Annotated in this window: 17 protein-coding genes; 4 read left to right on the forward strand and 13 right to left on the reverse strand. The window is 30.0% G+C overall.

All coding sequences use genetic code 11. From position 1 onward, the window contains the following. Positions 1 to 248: 248 nt before the first annotated feature. The 4 genes from HXZ74_RS05960 (at position 249) to HXZ74_RS05975 (ending at position 4,636) form a co-directional block, all read left to right on the forward strand. Positions 249 to 1,040: a S1/P1 nuclease gene (locus HXZ74_RS05960; RefSeq protein WP_038332246.1), complete on the forward strand. Its 792-nt coding sequence runs from the start codon at positions 249 to 251 to the stop codon at positions 1,038 to 1,040. Positions 1,041 to 1,245: 205 nt separating this feature from the next. Then, positions 1,246 to 1,671, forward strand: a complete 426-nt coding sequence (locus HXZ74_RS05965) for an Hsp20/alpha crystallin family protein (protein ID WP_280045364.1) — start codon at positions 1,246 to 1,248, stop codon at positions 1,669 to 1,671. A gap of 242 nt (positions 1,672 to 1,913) precedes the next feature. Next, positions 1,914 to 2,945: a hypothetical protein gene (locus HXZ74_RS05970; protein WP_286474310.1), complete on the forward strand. Its 1,032-nt coding sequence runs from the start codon at positions 1,914 to 1,916 to the stop codon at positions 2,943 to 2,945. 128 nt (positions 2,946 to 3,073) lie between these two features. After that, positions 3,074 to 4,636: a M20/M25/M40 family metallo-hydrolase gene (locus HXZ74_RS05975; protein ID WP_114999691.1), complete on the forward strand. Its 1,563-nt coding sequence runs from the start codon at positions 3,074 to 3,076 to the stop codon at positions 4,634 to 4,636. 52 nt (positions 4,637 to 4,688) lie between these two features. Here the strand turns inward: HXZ74_RS05975 and flxY are convergent, their stop codons facing one another. The 13 genes from flxY to HXZ74_RS06040 are packed head-to-tail and all read right to left on the reverse strand — an operon-like array spanning position 4,689 to position 19,345. Continuing rightward, entirely contained in the window at positions 4,689 to 5,996 is a 1,308-nt protein-coding gene (flxY, locus tag HXZ74_RS05980) for a flexirubin biosynthesis putative acyl-CoA ligase FlxY (protein WP_286474313.1), read from the reverse strand. Further along, positions 5,975 to 7,636: a C45 family autoproteolytic acyltransferase/hydrolase gene (locus tag HXZ74_RS05985; protein ID WP_286474316.1), complete on the reverse strand. Its 1,662-nt coding sequence runs from the start codon at positions 7,634 to 7,636 to the stop codon at positions 5,975 to 5,977. Before HXZ74_RS05985 ends, flxY begins: the two co-directional genes overlap by 22 nt. Beyond that, on the reverse strand, positions 7,623 to 9,194 hold the full coding sequence (locus tag HXZ74_RS05990) for a phytoene desaturase family protein (protein ID WP_286474319.1): 1,572 nt from the start codon (positions 9,192 to 9,194) through the stop codon (positions 7,623 to 7,625). The genes HXZ74_RS05985 and HXZ74_RS05990 overlap by 14 nt, the downstream gene beginning before the upstream one ends. Further along, entirely contained in the window at positions 9,169 to 12,828 is a 3,660-nt protein-coding gene (locus HXZ74_RS05995; protein ID WP_286474322.1) for an MMPL family transporter, read from the reverse strand. Before HXZ74_RS05995 ends, HXZ74_RS05990 begins: the two co-directional genes overlap by 26 nt. After that, the gene (locus HXZ74_RS06000; protein ID WP_286474324.1) at positions 12,821 to 14,005 is read right to left on the reverse strand and encodes a DUF2062 domain-containing protein; all 1,185 of its coding nucleotides are present in this window, start codon (positions 14,003 to 14,005) and stop codon (positions 12,821 to 12,823) included. The genes HXZ74_RS05995 and HXZ74_RS06000 overlap by 8 nt, the downstream gene beginning before the upstream one ends. A gap of 3 nt (positions 14,006 to 14,008) precedes the next feature. Beyond that, positions 14,009 to 14,491: a hypothetical protein gene (locus HXZ74_RS06005; RefSeq protein ID WP_280061657.1), complete on the reverse strand. Its 483-nt coding sequence runs from the start codon at positions 14,489 to 14,491 to the stop codon at positions 14,009 to 14,011. Next, the gene (locus HXZ74_RS06010; RefSeq protein WP_280061656.1) at positions 14,491 to 14,862 is read right to left on the reverse strand and encodes an ApeI family dehydratase; all 372 of its coding nucleotides are present in this window, start codon (positions 14,860 to 14,862) and stop codon (positions 14,491 to 14,493) included. Before HXZ74_RS06010 ends, HXZ74_RS06005 begins: the two co-directional genes overlap by 1 nt. A gap of 56 nt (positions 14,863 to 14,918) precedes the next feature. Then, entirely contained in the window at positions 14,919 to 15,542 is a 624-nt protein-coding gene (gene lolB2 / locus HXZ74_RS06015) for a flexirubin biosynthesis protein LolB2 (RefSeq protein ID WP_114999676.1), read from the reverse strand. Further along, entirely contained in the window at positions 15,520 to 16,146 is a 627-nt protein-coding gene (gene lolA2, locus HXZ74_RS06020) for a flexirubin biosynthesis/transport protein LolA2 (protein ID WP_375730943.1), read from the reverse strand. The genes lolB2 and lolA2 overlap by 23 nt, the downstream gene beginning before the upstream one ends. Next, positions 16,136 to 16,909, reverse strand: coding sequence for a polysaccharide deacetylase family protein (locus tag HXZ74_RS06025; RefSeq protein ID WP_286474326.1), 774 nt, complete (start codon positions 16,907 to 16,909; stop codon positions 16,136 to 16,138). The genes lolA2 and HXZ74_RS06025 overlap by 11 nt, the downstream gene beginning before the upstream one ends. Next, the gene (locus HXZ74_RS06030; RefSeq protein WP_286474328.1) at positions 16,906 to 17,895 is read right to left on the reverse strand and encodes a beta-ketoacyl synthase chain length factor; all 990 of its coding nucleotides are present in this window, start codon (positions 17,893 to 17,895) and stop codon (positions 16,906 to 16,908) included. The genes HXZ74_RS06025 and HXZ74_RS06030 overlap by 4 nt, the downstream gene beginning before the upstream one ends. Beyond that, the gene (locus HXZ74_RS06035) at positions 17,892 to 19,088 is read right to left on the reverse strand and encodes a beta-ketoacyl-[acyl-carrier-protein] synthase family protein (protein WP_286474330.1); all 1,197 of its coding nucleotides are present in this window, start codon (positions 19,086 to 19,088) and stop codon (positions 17,892 to 17,894) included. The genes HXZ74_RS06030 and HXZ74_RS06035 overlap by 4 nt, the downstream gene beginning before the upstream one ends. Beyond that, complete coding sequence (locus HXZ74_RS06040) at positions 19,088 to 19,345, reverse strand: phosphopantetheine-binding protein (RefSeq protein WP_019975316.1); 258 nt, start codon at positions 19,343 to 19,345, stop codon at positions 19,088 to 19,090. The genes HXZ74_RS06035 and HXZ74_RS06040 overlap by 1 nt, the downstream gene beginning before the upstream one ends. Positions 19,346 to 19,359 lie beyond the last annotated feature (14 nt).

Genomic DNA, 19,359 nt, shown 5'->3' on the forward strand with positions numbered 1-19,359 from the left:
AAAACAAAGTACTGAATTATTTTTAGTATTATAAATAAAAAACACAACAATCGGTCTGTTTATCAAGGTTGTTGAATTAATATTTTTTAAAAGTTTTTTAAGAATCTTTTAAAATCGATATTTTTTTGATGAAAAAGAGCCTTATTTTATTTTGAAAATTATTAACTATCATTTAAAAATCACCTTCAAAAATCACTCATTCTACTTGAATTAGTTTTATTACCTTTGTCAAAAATCGAGCTCACACAATGAAAAAAATTATAGGAAGTGCAATGCTTTTAGGTGCATTTTTAGCTTCAGAAAGTGCTTTAGCTTGGGGATTAACAGGTCACCGAGTGGTTTCTCAGATTGCAGAACAACACATTAGCAAGAAAACTCGTAAAGAAATTACAAAAATTATTGGTCCACAAAAGTTAGCTTATTGGGCAAACTGGCCAGATTTTATCAAGTCTGATGATTCTTGGAAACATGCAGATTCTTATCACTATGTTAACATTCCTGGAGATTTAAATCGTCAACAATTTGATGCTGCTTTAGAGCAAACTTCAGATGAAAACATGTACAAAAAAGGTTTGTTTTTAATGAATGAATTAAAAAACAATAAAAACCTTACAATCGAGCAAAAACAACACGATTTATATTTCTTGATTCACATTCTTGGAGATGCACATCAACCACTTCACGTTGGTCGTCCAGATGATTTGGGAGGAAATCGTATCAAAGTTGAATGGTTCCGTGATAAAGTAAATATCCACACCGTTTGGGATTCTAAATTGGTAGATTACGAAAACTATTCGTACACAGAATATTCTAATTTATTGGATATTGCGTCAAAAGAACGTCAAAAAGCAATGAAAGAAGGTACTTATGCTGATTGGATTTATGGTTCGTACATTCTTGCAAACAATATCTATGCAGGAGTAAAAATGGACGATAAATTAGGTTATCGTTACCATTTTGATAATAAATTTATCATCGAAGATCAACTGTTAAAAGGAGGAATTCGTTTAGCAAAAGTTTTAGACGATGTATTCAAATAAAATAGATTTTTAGATCATTCTAAAATAAATTCAAATCCTGAAAAGTCAATTTTTCAGGATTTTTTATGCGTTAAATTTAATATTCGGACTTTTTGACATTTAATAAATTACAAAACAAGTCATTTTGTCCGATAAAATCATTTTGCATGTAATTTGAAAAGAAGTAAGCATGAACAATGAAATCAAAAATTTAAACATACAAGACATGAATACAGTTAGAAAAAACAGAGCAAATTATTTTCCTTTTGGATTTGAAAATGCAATGCGTCCAAAATTTGAAACTTTTGTAAATTCTCAAAATCAATTTCCTGCAGTAAATATCAAAGAAAACGAAGATAGTTTCGAGATTTTATTAGCTGCACCAGGTTTAAACAAAGAAGACTTTTCAATTGAAATTGATGAAAATATTTTGAAAATTTCATCAGAATTTAAACAAAATGAAGAAGTAAAAGATGAAAAATTTTCGAGAAGAGAATTTAATTTTTCAAGTTTCAAAAGAGCATTTACATTGCCAGAAACCATAAACGAAGACAAAATAGAAGCTTCTTATGTAAACGGAATTTTACAATTAGTTTTACCTAAAAAAGAAGAAGCTTTACCAAAAGAAAAACGTAGCATACAAATTTCATAGATATAGTTAATTTTAGTTGGTTATTAAATCCTCAATTCTTCGGAGTTGAGGATTTTTGTTTAAATCAAATTTATAATTTTATCATTTCCTCAAAAACAATGTTCAAAAAAGTAACTATTTTATCGAAAACGGAATGAAAAAGTTCTTAACAAAAACACTTAATAATTTTTAGAAAAAAGTGCTTTTTAGTGAAAATTATTAAAAACTAATCTTTTACATTTACAAAAGACTAAAATTCAACTATGCACAAAAACATTTTATCTACAATAACTTACGTTGTAAAAACACGTTTTTGCACAAGCTCAAAAGAATTTCAAATAACTGAATTTAATTCGGATAATGGATTAAAAAACAGGTTGGATGCTTTTAGTTTTCTTCAAAATTACATCGAAATTATTTCAAATGAAGGTTTACTACAAATCGAAAGTAATTTCATTCAACCAAAAGCAATTGATCGAATAAATACTGAAATCAATTTTCCTAACGAAAATAATTATAAACGTTTAAAACTAGTTAATCAAGAAGCTATTTTTATCACTCCAAATGAAACTATTTTTCCTTACGGAATTAGTTTGTCTTTTGTTTTAAATGAAGATTTCGATACTTTAAAAAAAGACAACGAATATGAAATTTATTCTTTAAAAAATTTTGAACAAATTAATTATTCTGAACAACTTAATCATTTAATAATCGAATATAAATTACTGAAAAACTTAGGTTTTGAAGAACAAATAGATGCAATAAAATTAAATAAATATCTATTCTCAAATTTTGATATTGAAGATAATCATTTTGAAATTTTAGACACACCTTTTTTGTGGAATAACCCAACAAGACAATTTTTTATAAATAATATTTCGAACCGCGAATTTATTCTAGATTGTCTTTACGATCATCTTTTTCATTATCAAGATTTTGATTATGTTCAGTTTTTAGAAAAGAATTGTCCGAAAGAAATTGAAAAAAATATTTATGCAATGCTGCATGGTCAGGGAGGTTTATTATTTGTTGGTTATCATCCAGAAAATTTAACCGAAAGTATTATGAGCGATATCGAATTAATTAATTATTACAATTTACTTGATGCAAATTTTTCTCAGGACGAATATTTGTATAAAAATATTAATTTACAAATATTTAGTTTCAATGATTTTCCTGTTTTAGCAATTACGGTTTTTCCATTAAATGAAGAATCAAAAAAGAGTCATGCGTATAACCCTGATAAAATATTTGTACTGCAAAATAATCGATTCATTAAGATGAAAGATAATTAAAAAACAATATTATATTTTCAAAAAAACACAAATACATGAAAGACATCTACGGATGTCTTTTTTTATTTCACAAAATATTCTATTTTAGACCTAATTTGTAAAATTTATCACACGAAATTACTTTAGTTATGAAATTGATTAACACATTAACCTACTCTACAATCGTATTATCGTCTATTGCAGTGCATGCGCAAGCACAAGAGAAATTAGATCCAACTGTACAAAGTTTTGTAACCGAAATTCAAAATAATTCGCAGTTGAAGAAAATTTCGCACGAATTATTAGATGGAATCGGACCTCGTTTAGTAGGAACTCCGCAAATGGATCAAGCAGGAGAATGGGCAATTAAAACGTTGAAATCTTGGGGAATTGATGCACGCCGTGAAGATTATGGAACATGGAAAGCATGGGAGCGCGGAATAACGCATGTTGATATGACGTATCCAAGAGCAAAATCTATCGAAGCTACGCAATTAGCATGGTCACCATCAACTAAAAAAGCTGTGAATGCAGATGCTATTGCAATGCCAGTTTTCAAAACAAAAGCCGAATTTGATGCGTGGTTACCTTCTGTAAAAGGAAAAGTTGTTTTGATGTCTCAAAACCAATCATATGGACGTTCTGATTATCAATACAAAGATTTTGGTTTAGAGGATTTGTATAAAAAAGTTACTGAAACAAGAAAAGCTGAAGCTGAAGCTTGGGCAAATTCTATCAAAGTAACAGGTTACAACAACAATACACTTCCAGAAGTTTTTGAGAAAAATGGAGCTGCAGCAGTTGCAATTTCTTATTGGACAGGAATTATGGGTGCAAATAGAATTTTTGGTGCAAAAACGAAAACGATCCCAATGTTAGATATTTCTAATGAAGATTACGGAATGTTATATCGTTTAGCTGAAAATGGAACTGCTCCGAAATTGACTGTTAATGCACAATCTAAACACAATGGAGTTGCGAAAACATTCAATATTATTGGAGAAATTAAAGGAAAAGAAAAACCAAACGAGTACATTATTCTTTCTGCTCACTTCGATTCTTGGGATGGTGCGCAAGGTGCGACAGACAACGGAACTGGTACTATCACAATGATGGAAACGATTCGTACAATCAAAAAATTATATCCAAATAACAAACGTACAATTTTGATTTGTTTATGGGGAAGTGAAGAACAAGGATTGAATGGTTCTCGTGCTTTTGTAGAAGATCATCCAGAAATTATTAAAAACACTCAAGCTGTATTTAATCAAGATAATGGAACTGGACGTGTAGTAAACATCAACGGTTCTGGATACGAAAAATCATACGAATATATGACGCGTTGGTTACAAGCTGTTCCTAATTTTATTACGAAAGAAATCAAGACAGATTTCCCTGGAATGCCAAGTGGTGGAGGTTCGGATCATGCATCTTTTATCGCTGCAGGAGCGCCAGCTTTCGGACTTAGTTCGTTAAATTGGGGTTACGGTACGTATACTTGGCACACAAACAAAGATACGTATGATAAAATCGTTTTTGAGGAAGTACAAACAAATGCAATTTTGAGTGCAACTTTAACTATGATGGCAGATCAAGAAAAAGATTTAGTAAGTCGTGAGCGTCGTGTTTTACCTACTGGTAAAGATGGAAAACAGCAAGAATGGCCAGAGGTTAAAAGCCCTGCAAGAAATTCTGACACTTATTTAAAATAAAATATTTTCAAATAAAAAGTCCGCTTTCAGTGGACTTTTTTATTTTATCTATTTAACTTTCTCTATAATCAACAAACGTAATTGGTTTTCTACTTTCTGGTTTGAAAACAATTGGTTGTAATTCTTCAAAAGTTTCAAATTTAATAGAAGGCGTTACGCGTAATTTTGCTCTGAAATAATCTTTTATTTTCGCTAAAAAATCATCGGTTTCATCTGTCGAAACTAATCGAATTAAAATTTCATCTGTACCAAATTCATTCGAATAAATTTCGATTAAATGTAATTTGATTTCATCAAAATGATTCAAAATATCATGTAAAGCTGGCGGATACAAAGTTGTCCCTTTGTACTTTATCATATGTTGTTTTCGTCCTTCAACTGGTCCTAATCTATACGAATTACTTCCACATTTACATTTATCGGAATGTTTTCGTAACAAATCACCTGTTTTAAAACGCAACAAAGGCATTCCTTCTATTCCTAAAGTTGTAATTGTCAATTCACCCAATTCGCCATCTTCTACAACTTCATTATTCTCGTCTAAAATTTCTGTGATAATCAAATCTGGCTGATGATGTCCTCCTACCGATTCATTACATTCTGTAAACGCAGTTCCCATCTCAGTTGAAGCATAAGTCGAAAAAAGTTGAATATCCCATTTCGAATTTATTTTTTGCGTCAACAAAGACGGATTCAAATCTTTATCACGCAACGACTCACCAATACACAAAACCGCTTTTACGGATGAATTTTGATAATCGATGTTATTTTTTTCTGCGTAATCTAACATTTTTAGCAAAAAAGATGGAACAGCAACCAAAAATTTAGGTTGATATTTTAAAATAGAATCCCATTGCAATTGCGGAACTCCAGCGCCAACACGAATAACCCCTGCACCTATTTTTCTCAAACCAAGAAAATACGCCAAACCAGCCATAAAACGACGATCAATCGTTGTCATCAATTGTACAACATCACCTTTTTGAACACCAATTCGTTGAAAAGAATTCATTTCATTTGTAGCCAAACGATCCAAATCTTTATCCGTCAAACCAAATGTTACAGGATCACCCAACGTTCCAGAAGTTGTGGAATAATCAATAATTTCAGTTGGCGGAACACACAAAAAATCAAAATTATATTGCTGCAAATCATTCTTCGTTGTAACAGGAATTAATTTTAAATCTTCTGTTGTTTGAATAGATTGCCAATCAATTTGATGTTTTTTGAATAAATCTTGATAAAATTTGGAATGCGTCGCAAGATATTTAATCTGTTCTTGAAGCTTCTGATTTTGAAATTCTTTAATCTCTTCTATAGATTGAAGTTCTATGGATGTTAACGCATTTTTCGAGAACATTTGGATAATTTTTTCTGAATTTTATTTCGATCAGGAACTGTAGTCACCTCCTTTGTCAATGCTAATTTATAATAAAAACTCGCTTGTTGATAATCTTTCTGCTGAAAATAATAATCGCCAACTTTGTCATAAACCAACCAAAAATCAGGATTATTCTGAATATAACTTGTTAAAAAAGTTTCCTCAATCTTCTTATTTTCTTTTATCAACTTGTTGATTTCATGCGTTTGCTCACGATATTTTTCATAATTAGAATAATCATCAGATAAGACAAACGTATCTTTTTCAATTCTCAAACTATCTACATTTAACGTATAATTTGAAATAGAATCATTAAAAATTTTATTCAAATCATAAGCTGTAAATTCGCCTAATTGATATGGATTTGACGAAACCCAAACCAATCGTTTATCTGGTTGAAAAACAACTGCGTGATGCGCCAATAATTGATTCAAAGCCTTTTCATTTCCGTAACCTAATTTGGTATTTTTCAAACCATTTGTATCTCGTAACAATTCAATCATTTTAGTTGGATTCAGTTTATTTTCATTCGAAAGATGCTCTTCAATTTTTTCGAAACGATAAACCGAATGACTTTCCTCTTTCTGCGTATTATTTCGCTTATCATCCGAATAAACATCACTCTGAAAATGGTTCGTACAAGCTAAATAAGGTTGATTTTGAACTTCATAAACACCAAACTTTTTAGGAGAAATTTCTATCAACACCACACGATGATCTTTTGCACTACCAATCATCATACTCTCAGAGACGAAAACCTTTTTAGTTTTTGCTATTTCAACCGCTTCATCAATCGTTGAGGCATATTGTAAAACTTCTAAAGCAACGAGAGAAATGGGCGTTTTTGCTTTAAGTGGGATAGAAGATTTTCCCGCATTTATCGTTACTGTAAGCCCTTCCAAATTCATTCCAGACGAAACACCAATCATTCCGCCCCAAGTCACCGACATATAGGGATAACCAGAATTTGGCTTGACAAACGAAATTATTTTATTCTTGGCAAAATCATCATTTGCATAAAAATCAAAATTCCGACCAATCAATAAACCTCCGTCTTCAGATTTATTATCCCAAACAGCCAAAGATGAACAACCAACCAACATCAAATCATGCATAGCATGTCCTATATCGTGCGCTCCATGCAAAAAAAGATTGCGGTTATATTTGTCTATTAACGAATCGTAGCGGCTATTTGCAGACTCAGAAAGTCCATAAATTTGTGCTTTATATTCATTATTGACATATTTATGTAAATCTCGATTATAATATTTGAGTACTTTGAAAAGAAATTTTCTACGCTTTTCAGAAGGAATAAAATCAGTTATCAAATTCATAAAAGATTGCTCTTGAAAAGCATATAATTCTTTCGTTAAAACACCTGTTTTTTGACCAATTTCTAACGGATCTCCGGAAACAAAAAGTTCCCAATTCTGGGTTTTATTTTTCTTTAAAAAATTATTATCAATGTAAAAAAGTGAATCATTGATTTCATTTCTACTGTATTGTTTTGATTGAAAAGTAGACAAATCAGGACGATTTTCTAAACTTTTTCGAACACCACAAGATATAAGCGTAAAAAAAATAAACGTAAAAAAGTAAATGGTTTTATTCATTCGCATTTAGTTTTATTTCACGATGAACTTTGTTCATTAAATAGTCAGCGCCAAGGATTTCGCAACAAGTTACAAATGCACCAACCGTCACACCCAAAACTCCATGAACACGGACATTTTGACCAGTAAAAAACACATTTTTCACTTTAGATCTTGGCGAGATAAATGTTTTCATCGGATGATTACTATCTTTCAAATACCCATACATATTTCCTTTTTCAGAACCAATAAAATCGCGATAAGATAAAGGCGTAGAAGTATGAATTGAAGAAATTTTTTCTCTAATATCAGGAAATTTTTTCTCTAATTTACGAATGATTAATTCCGTTTTCTGACGTTTAAATTCCTCATATTCCTCTCCTCTTTTCCCATAATTATCGTTAGTCTCAACATTATACGATTCTTCCCATTTTTGTACTTCATCAAACGTCATATACGTCATAACCGTCATACTTTCTGAATATTCTTCATCTTTTTGATCCATACTAAATGTTGCAATGTATGTATTTGGCCAATCATTTGTAGGTTTATCGTAACTATCCCACACATCATTTATTGAGTTAAAATGATAAATATTATGATTAATATAGGAAAAACTTTTTGGCTTAAAAACAATATAAATAGTAAATGCAGACGGCGTTACTTCCAAGCTTTTGACACGTCGAGAAAATGGTTTACCAAACTTACGCTCTCCTAACATGTCTATTGTTTTTTTAATGTCAATATTCGAAATGAATAAATCGCCAAAGAAACGTTTTCCTTTTGTTGTTTCACAACCAATTACTTCTTCATTTTCGTTCTGAACAAATGATTTTATTTCTTGATATTTATAAATTTCTCCGCCATATTTCTTCAATTCTTTGATCAAAAGTTTTGCAATTTGACTTCCTCCATTTACACATCGCCAAGCCGAATGTATATAAGAGTTAACCGAAAGCGCATGAATATACAAAGGTGTTTTCTCTGATTGCCCTACATAAAGAAAATTATTTCCCACCAAAACCGCTTTCAAACGCTCATCTGTAAAAACAGAATCAATATATTCTTTCGCATTAATCGACAAAAAATCTTCTTCATCTGCAAAGGTTCCAATATTCAAATTATACATTGGAAAAGCAGAACAAATTTCCTCTAATTTTTTGCTATATTGGATTAAATTTTCTCGCTCTTCAGGAAAAAAAACAGCTAATTGTTCTACAAAATTCTGATATGTTTGCGCAATTGGATATTCTTGAGAATCATCATCAAACGAAATCATATCAAAACCATTTTTATCCAACTGACGCAATTTCAATTTATCGGATATATTCAAATAACTGAAATAGTTATACAAATTTTCTCCTTTATCTAAACCTCCAATATAATGAACACCAGTATCAAAAATTGTCTTGTTTCGAACAAAAGTTTGTAAGTTTCCTCCAAACTGATTATTCTTTTCCAACACCACAACTTTTTTCCCTTCTTTTGCCAAAATAAGCGCAGAAACAAGTCCACCTAAACCACTACCAATCACTACTACATCGTAATGAGGTTCAGAATTATTTTGTGTAAACTGTGTATTCATTTGTTTCGGTTTGTTGGGCAAAACTTGTAAAAAGTGATTCGTTAATATTTCTATTCTTTAAAACAACAATTTTCACAAATTGATTTATTGTTTCTTGATAAATATTTTCAATATCAGTTGAAATTAAAAGCGTCATATATTCATCTATAACGTCAAAGTTAGGACGATATTCTAACGAACGGATTTTTATAATATAATTTGTTCCAGCAACCTCTCGCTTTTCTTCCTCTTTTACAAACGTTATTATTTTTCGGTTGAATTGTTGCATCAACAATAAAAAATCAATTTGTCCAAAATCATTCGAAAAATGTACAATTCTTTCATCTTTTGTAAATGCATTATTTAATTGATGATAAACAGATTTATTTAATTTAAAATCCTTTTTTACAGCTTGAATAATTTCAGATTCTTTGTATAAAAAACTTAAAAATAATTTCTGTTTCCAATAATTTTCATCTTCATATTGATTTCGAATTTCTTGAAAATTAGCTTTAAATTCTTTACTGATTTTTTTCGTTCGCTCCGAATAATTCAAACCACAATTTTCATCATTCCAAGCAATTCTTTTACCTATTATTGAATAAATATGTCCATCAAAAATTAAAAATTCTCCTTTTGGAATAATTTCAGAATTCCCATGAATATAAATTGGTAAAATATCAAGTTGTAATTTCTCCGCCAAATAAAATGCACCTTTGTGAAAACGATTTATATTATTCGTTCGAGAACGCGTTCCTTCAGGGAAAATCATTAACGAAAACTCATTCCCAATTCGAGTTTTAATCTCTTCAATATTATTTTCAACACCATTTGAAACAGGATAAAAACCAGCCATTTTCACGGCACGACCAAAAATTGGCGATTTGTAAACCCAATCGTTCACTAAGAACACAATTTTAGGCGTACACATTCCAATCGCCAACGTATCCAAAAACGAAGTGTGATTCGCGATTATGATTGACTGTTTCTTAAAATCTTCTTGATTTGGATTAATAATTTTCTTGACAACCGTTGGTTTTAACATCAACACAGATTTCATAAAAGTTGACATTCCCCAACCAAAAAGTCCATATTTTTTTTCTTTCGTGATTGGTAAAATAAGCATCAAAAATCGAAGAATTAAAGACGTTATTGTACCAAATAATCCAAAATAAATGAAGAAAATCCCACTTTGAATTGCCAACCACAATGTCATTGGAGATTTACCTATTTTAGGACGATTCGAAATAAAAAATCGAAATAAAATTGGGTAGAAAATAAACGTAATCACTAATGCTGCAACTACTCCAACCAAAGAAACTGATGCAATTGATTTCAACGCTGGATGTTTGGCAAAAATTAACGCTCCAATTGCTAAAATTGTCGTGATAACTGCTAACAAAATCGAAGTTCGATAAGTAGGCATTTCATCTTTTCCAGTCGTATATTCTTTTTGTAAAGCACTCGTCATAAAAATACTAAAATCGACACCATGACCAAAAACCAACGTACAAACAATACTACTGAAAATATTGAATTTGATATCAAAAAGTCCCATCAATCCAGCTGTAACCAAACCTGATAATGCGATAGGAATCGCGCTAATAATAACCAATTCTATACGTCGAAAGAAATACCACAATATTAATAAAACAGCAATAAACGAATAATTGACAAGGTTATTAAAATCAGTAACTAAATTTCCTAAAAAGTTTTCGTTTAACTGTTTGCGATCAATTACAATTGTTTCTTTATTATGATATTGTTTGATGAAATTTTCTCGGCTTTCTTCCTTTAATTTGACTAAAGTAGAAATCGTATAAAAACCATTTTTTTGCGAAACAAATTCTTCAAAAAGCGATGGATTAAACGCGCGATAATCTTCTAATTTTAAAGGTTGATATGCTTTATCAAAAATTGAGAAAAATTGATTATAAATTTCTTCTTTGAAACCATATTTTTTTCCATCCTTGATAAATTCATTCTTTACAAAATTCACTTTTTCTAAATTCCAGAAATTTTCCCAATCTTTTATTTTTTCTTGTTGAACAGAAGTTGGTAAAACCAATGATTGAATCGAATTATAACTTAAAATCTCATCCTTATTTTCTGCTTGCTCAAGCTTATTTGTTAACGCAATATTTTGATTTAAAACATCTTCTACATTATTTCCATAATTAACTACATACAACGATTTTGAGATAGAATTAGACGAAGTCTCTAACTTTTGTTCCGCTATTTTTTGATCGGTTGGAACGTAATTTAATTTAGATAAATCTTTGTCAAAATTGACATTATTAAACGTAAAACAACTCACTATAATCAAAAGAACACAAGCACCAATCAATATCTTGTTATTATGAAATGAAAAGAACGCTAACTTCTCTATTATTGAAGAATTATTTTCAACAGCATCTTCTTTCGGATGATACAAATGTGGAATAATCAATAAAGAAAAAACACCAGAAACAATAACTGTTATTCCAGCAAAAATTCCTAAATCTTTCAACACATCCGATTTCACAAAAAGTAAACACAAAAATGCAATCGCTGTAGTTGTACAGCTCATGATAAGCGGTTTTGTAATCTCCTTAAACAATGTTTTAGAATCGCTATTGTGCTTATAATGCGTCATGATATGCAACGAATAATCAATCGTTATTCCTAATAAAACTGCTCCAATACTCAAAGAAATTGCAGAAATTGTACCTTGAATAAAATACAAAAGTGCCAAAGCAAAGAAAAAACCAAAAACGGAAGGAATAAAAATAATTATCGGAATGTAAATTTTTCGATAAAATACAATTAAAATGACCATTAATGTAATCATCGAAATCAAAACAGTTGTAATAATATCTTGTTTAATTTGCTCTGCATTTGCTACCGCAATAAAACTTGAACCGAAATAACTTAATGTTGATTTTCCGCTATATTCAGGATTTAAATGCTGTTGAATTTCCTCTAATCGATTGACAAATTCGGTATTATGTTCTGTTTCACTTCCTGAAAATTTAGGATTGATAAAAAGAAATAATTTCGAATGATCTTTCGTTACAATAAATCCATTGTAAACCTCGAAATCATCCGTCAAATTCTTTTCTTTTAAACGATTTAACGCAACAAAAGTCAATCCAAGCGGATCTTTCAACATAAACTCTTTCGAAACTATTCCAGTCGGCGTAATTAAGCTTTTGTAATTACTTTCAACAATAGAAGCTATCGAATCTTTAGACAATTTTTGCTCTAACGTTTTATAATCTTCTTTCTCTAAAAAAAGCGGTAAATTTTGATGAACAAAATCAAAAGTAGAAGCAAAATTATCTAAATCATATTGCCCCTGAATATCATTATAATAGTTATTTAACGGTTGAATACTATCTAAAAAATCAGTTGCCTGTGCCGTCATATCATCAAGCGTTCCAGCTTTATCTTTTTCGATAATCACCGCAACTTTATCCGTAAATTTTAATTGAGCAATAACCTTTGCCATTGCATCATTTTTCTCATCTTTCGGAATGATTCGCGTAATATCTTCTTCAAATTTTAGTCGATTTGCAAAAAATGCACAAGCAACTAAAAAGAGAATAAAAAACAATACACTCAACCATTTATTCGCTTTGATTTGTAAAAATATGTTATAGAAAAATTTATGCATTCTTAACCTTCTTTTGACTGAAATAAGTTAACAAAAAATAACTTACAATTCCACTAACAATACTACAAAAAGTTGCTAAAACTAGGCTTCCGACAATATAACGAAGCAGATTTTTTTTAATAATTTCGAAAGAAACTAAACTCAAATCTAAATGAAAATTGTCCTGCAAAATAAATCCACCTGTCAACAAAGAAAGATAAATAATTATCGGAATCATTGGCGGAATACTAATATTGGAACAAAAGAAACTGATCACTTTATTTAGGCGAAACATTGATGCTAAAAAAATGGATAAAAAAGTTTGAAAGCCCCAAAATGGTGCAATTCCAAGGAAAATCCCCAAAGCAATTGAAAGCGCTTTTACTTTATTACTATCATTACTTCCTAAGATATCCTCTTTAATGAATGTTCGAATATTTTTTTTTTTGAAACTGAAGAAAAAATTACGAGGTTTAATGTAAAAAATCGTCAAAAAAACCAGAAAAGTATTCAAAATACTAATTCGTGTAAAATCTTGAAATGGACGAAAATGAGATACGCGTTCGTTTGGATCGTACAAAATATCAATTGGAATATTCGTCACCTCAATTCCTTTCCAAGCTGTTCGCACAATGATTTCAATTTCAAATTCAAATTTATTTGTCCAAAACTTTTTCGGAATAAATTTCAACGGATACAAACGATAACCAGATTGCGTATCATTCAGCTTAATTCCTGTCTCAAACCAAAACCAAAAATTAGAAAACTTATTTCCAAAACTACTTTTCTTCGGAATGCCATCTTGCTCCATTTGACGACTTCCAATAATTAAAACAGGCTTATTTTTTTGCTCTAATTCTGTAATAAAATTTGGAATATCATGCGGAAAATGTTGACCATCCGAATCGATTGTCAATGCATAATGGTAGCCTTTTTCTCGCGCAGTTTTGAAACCAGTACGCAATGCATTTCCTTTTCCTTTGTTTTCGGGAAGTTCAACTACAATAAACTGTTTATGGTAATCTTTTAAAATTTCGGAAGTAGAATCCGTCGATCCGTCATTTATAACTATAATTTGATTCGCGTACTCCAAAACTCCATCAATCACACGCTTCAATGTTTTATGATTGTTGTAAGTCGGAATAAGTACACAAACTTTTTGTTCGTCTATTTTATGTCGAATAATCGAAAAATCCATTGATTAATTTAGTTTTTTCAGCTGTTGCGCTGTAAAAGTATTGTATTTTTTGGCGTAAGATTTCACCAAAGTTTTTACTTCTTTTGGCGCAGAACTATAATTTTCGACAATAAATGTTTTATCTTCTTGTATATTTTGATTGTATTTGATAAATTTTGGAATATTCTCTTGCACAATCAATCGAATTAAACGATTTTCAACATCTTTCGAGTCTTTTTTTATCGAATTATTGATCAAAGTTGCACCATCTGTAAAATATTGTTTCTTCGTTTCCTTATCTTTTATATACCTTGCTTTCAGAATTTTAGACGCTCCTTTATAGGCAATAATTGTTTGATTATCACCTGAATAATCATCTAATTTATTATACAAAATAGATACATTATTTGATGATTTCGAAGCGTTTTCAAAATCTGTTCTCAATTCGGATAAAGTTAATCCAAAAAAAAATGAAGCCGATAAAAAGATAGATAATAGAGTTTTCATTAATCCAGAACTTTATAAATTGCACTAAATTTCAACGCATTTGTCGTTTCAAAAAATGAAGAATTTTTCACTTTCACTTCATTATTTTCACAAACAACATTCAAACTCAAATCCAAAATAGGATTGATAAACGGATTTATTGTCGCCATAAATTTCACATTCGAAACTTTGGACAAAAACAAATCTTTTAAAACAAAACCTTCTGTTACTTCCTTTATAATCTGCATCATGCAAACACCAGGTGTAATTGGATTATTTGGAAAATGACCTTCGAAAACTTGATGATTTGGATTCAATTCAATTTGAACTTTAAAATTATTTTCATCAATTTTCTCAGTATTTTTAATGGTATATAGATTAGGAATAAGCATTTGTAATAGTTTTGAATTACAAATATAATCTAAAAAAAGATGATTTGTACGTTAGTTTACTCTTCCTCTAATTGTATATTTACTTTTGTAAGTGTAATACTTAAATTGAAGTGATTATGTTTAATTGAAATCTGTTTTGGAAAATCTGTTAAATCTGTCGAAAATTGGTTAATTGTTTTTATTTTATTATTCTTTAAATGAACCAATTCATTGAAATAATTTGATTCTTTCTTAGCAAAAATTAAACTCACTTCTTTTGATTTTAAAATCGTTTGATTTGTCGTTTTTATACACTCATCAACTGGAAAATCATTTTTAAAAATAGCTTGTAAATCTTCTGCAAGAGTTTTTACAACCACTTTTTTATTCAAATCTGGCATCGCATAATTCAATGTATAATCGTGGTCCGTGACTGACAAATCGAATAACGTATTCCCAAAATCAGACGTCATCACCACACGATGCGAGTTGTAACCCAATTTTTTCACAACAAAATTACCTTTCATTTCCTTTTTCATGAACGTAATCTTGAAACGGTAACTATATTCTTTATCAATTGAACTAAAATATGGATTCAAAAACTCTCTTTCATCCTTTTGTTGTTCTTGTATATCAGCAATTTTGTAAGTCGTTCCACAAGAGGTTAAAATGAAAAAACTAAGGATTAAAAACAGACGCATTTATTGTTTTATTTAAAGATTTGTTGGTAAATAAAATTTTTGTGTAATCATCCGAAGGTTCAATTAATTTGACTTCCGTAACTGTCGATTGACCTGAATAAAACGTCAACTGAATTTCTTTAATGTACTTTTTTACATCCTTTATTTTTGGTTGTAATTTCGCAATTCGAGATTTATCTGTTTTTACATAAGTTATTACAAAATCGTTTGTATCAAACAAATTTCCACTTACACTTCCTACGATTAATTGATTTAATTTTTCAAATTTTTTATTTCCTTGTAAATCTACACTCGATTTTTTTCCTTCATCATTAATATAGATTTTTCCATTGTTAAAAATCACATTATAATCAATTGGTTGAGTATAATTCCAACGCATCGCTTTCGGATTTTGCAAGTACAATTTTCCTTTCGAAACAATTGGTTTATCCAAGAAACTCATTACTTTATATTGCGTAAAATCAGCCGTCAACGTCTGTATTTTCTTAGAATCAGCTATAATATCTTTTTTGAAATTTTCAATTTCAACATTACTCATTTTACTTTCTTGCGCAAATATTGTCAAGTGAAAAAAAGTAAATAAAATGAAGATTTTAGTTTTCATATACATCAATTTTCAAGAGTTCATTTAACGGAACTACTTTATAATTTTCCTTTTGTAAAAATACGAATAATTGCTCTAAAACATTCGCCGTTTTGTCCGAAGTATCATGCATCAAAATAATCGAACCAGGCTTTATTTGACCAGTAATTCGATTCAATAATTTTTTTTCATCATTGATAACTGTATCCAAAGAACGAATGCTCCAACCAATTACATTATGTTGAGTTTTATTTAAAGCCTTTGCTATATGTGGATTCGTTACACCAAAAGGTGGTCTAAAAATTTTAGTTGTAACGTTTATTTTTTCTTTAATAAGTTGATTGGTAGAAACAATTTCTTCAACAATTTTTTCAGCAGAATAAAATCCATTTTTAGAAGAATGATGAAATGTATGATTTCCTATCAAATGCCCTGACTGATGAGTTTTTTGAAGAATTTCAGGATACTTTTCGATTTGTTTTCCAATGCAAAAAAAAGTTGCTTTTGCATTATTTTTTTCTAATATAGATAAAATTCTTGGCGTAAATTCTGTAGGTCCATCATCAAAAGTTAGAGAAATTATTTTCTCTGTATGATTATTTCCTCGATGATAAGCTTTCAAAAAATAGTTAAATCGAATTTCAAAAGCACCAAAAATCGTCAATGTTAACCATACAAAAAAAGGTTTCAATAAATAAAAAAAAGACAAACCTTTTGTAAAACAACCAATTGATAAGCAGATTAGTATAATTACAAAAAGGATTGTAGCAACTCTGAATTTCATATCGATTGAAGCAATACTAAACTTAAATCCTTGCCTTTATGCTCATTCACCAAAAGTACGTTTTTATAACTTTCAGCTTTTACATCATTCATTTTGAATTGATTTGGTAAAGTTTGATTTTTCAGCAATTCACATCCTAACACAAATCCGAAAGCAGAAGAAGTTCCAAACTCTCCAATAAAATCTTTGTATTCAAATAACTCAATTTTATTTAAGTCATTAATATTCAATAAATTTTCACCAGAAATAATCGCATCAACATCGGTTAAATTCATATGATTCAATTGAATAAATTTTAGAATTTCGGAATACAAATCTTCATATTGATTTAAAATAAAAACATCTAAAACTTTCGCATAAGAGTTTTCATTTCTCTCATTAGATAAAACACAAAAATGTGCGCCTTCACTATATTTAATTCCTTGATTATCTTTTGATTCAATCTCACCAATTAATTGTAACAACTGATATGTTCTTTCTCCAATTTCATCAATTCCACCAACCAAAACGTTATTTACTTCTTGATTTTCTACTTGTAAAAAACCATCTAAAAGCGTATTTTCAAAGGAATTAAAACCATTTGTATACGTAAAATTATACGCATTACAACCAAGATGCAGAGCAATTTGAGAGCCAACCGTATTATGTGTAGATTGAATAAAAGCCGTTGGTGTTAAAAACTCTTCTTTATTTTGAATAATATTCGTCAAAAACTTTTCGGAATCAACCAAACAACCTAAAGCCGTTCCTGTAATTATCGCTTCTGGTTGTTGAATTCCTGCTTCATTCAATGCTTTTAGTGAAGAATAAATTCCCATTTTAACTCCAGAAGCCATTCTACGACTCATCGCTGGCGAAATCATATCCTTAAGAGAAGGAGATTTTGCCTTAGTAATGGATGTTTCTAAAGGAAGAAAATCATTTGTAATTTCATCTATACATTGCGCATTTACAAAACCTAGTCCGTTTACAAATATTTCTTTCATGATTTAGAAAAAATTAAAGTTGAACAATTTCCTCCAAAACCAAACGAATTTGATAACACATATTCAATATCTTTCTTTTCCAATTTTGTAATCGGAAAGATATTCAACTCTTCAATCGGAGATTGAAAATTAAGATTTGGATAAACAAGATTATGTTGAAGACTCAACAAGCTAAAAACTGCTTCTACACTCGCAGCAGCAGCCAATGTATGACCTGTGAATGGTTTCGTAGAACTGAAATTTGGTACATTTTCTCCGAAAATTCTCTTCAAAGCTCGTCCTTCTGTTAAATCATTATTGTTTGTTGCAGTTCCATGAACATTGATATAATCAATTTCGGTTGGTTGAATAGCTGCTGTTTCAAATGCTTTTTTCATCGCCAAATACGCTCCTTCTCCATTTTCAGACGAAGCTGTTTGATGAAATGCATCGTTTGCATTTCCCGCTCCAATCAAATAACCAAGGACTTTTTTATTTGATTTTCGAATAGATTCTTCTGATTCTAAAACCAAATAAGCAGCTGCTTCACCAAGATTCAAACCTTTTCGATTTTCATCAAAAGGTTGATTAAATTCATCACTCAGAATCATCAAACTTTTGAATCCATTAATGGTAAATTTTGACAATGCATCCGTTCCACCAACAATCACTCGATCCAATTTTCCTGAATTAATCAAGCGCGCGCCATACATAATCGCATTCGCAGCCGAAGAACAAGCCGTACTAATTGTTGAAACAAAGCCTTTTAAACCGATCTCATTTGCAATTTGATTGGAAGAAGCGCCAGCATCATGACTCGAAATGTACTTCTGTTTTTCAGGCAAATTTTCATAATCCAAAAAGTAATTTTCTGTCCTATCCATTCCTCCCACACTTGTCGAAGAAATCAATCCAGTTCTGACTTCATTTACGTTTTCGATTCCTGCATTTTGCAGAGCTTCTTTCACAGCAATTAGTCCTAACATCGCTGTTCGAGAGAAATTATTATCCGGAGATAAATTTAAAAAAGTTGCTAATTCATCGTTCGATAATTTAATTTCTCCTACAAAAATTTCGTTTTTATGAATAGAATCAAAATTTTTGAGGCGTGATAAGCCATGCTTTTGATGAATTAATGAATCGAAATTCTCTTCGACATTTTTACCAATTGCCGAAATAATTCCCATTCCTGTTATTGCAACTTTTTTATGCATTATTTTGTTCTATTTTTTTCAATATAATCTGCCATTACTTCTACCGATTGAAAGATCGTTTTTCCTTCTTTTGGATCTGTAATTTTAATTCCATATTCTTTATCCAATAAAACAATCAACTCCAAAGCATCGATTGAATCTAATCCCAAACCATCTCCAAATAAAGGATCATCATTTTTGATATCCTCTACTGATACATCTTCAAGATTTAAAATTTCAATGATTTTAACTTTCAAATCGTTAATTAAATTTTCCATAGTATTTTTTATTG

Source organism: Empedobacter sp. R750 (assembly GCF_030324345.1).
In the GTDB taxonomy this organism is placed as follows: Bacteria; Bacteroidota; Bacteroidia; order Flavobacteriales; family Weeksellaceae; genus Empedobacter; species Empedobacter falsenii_C.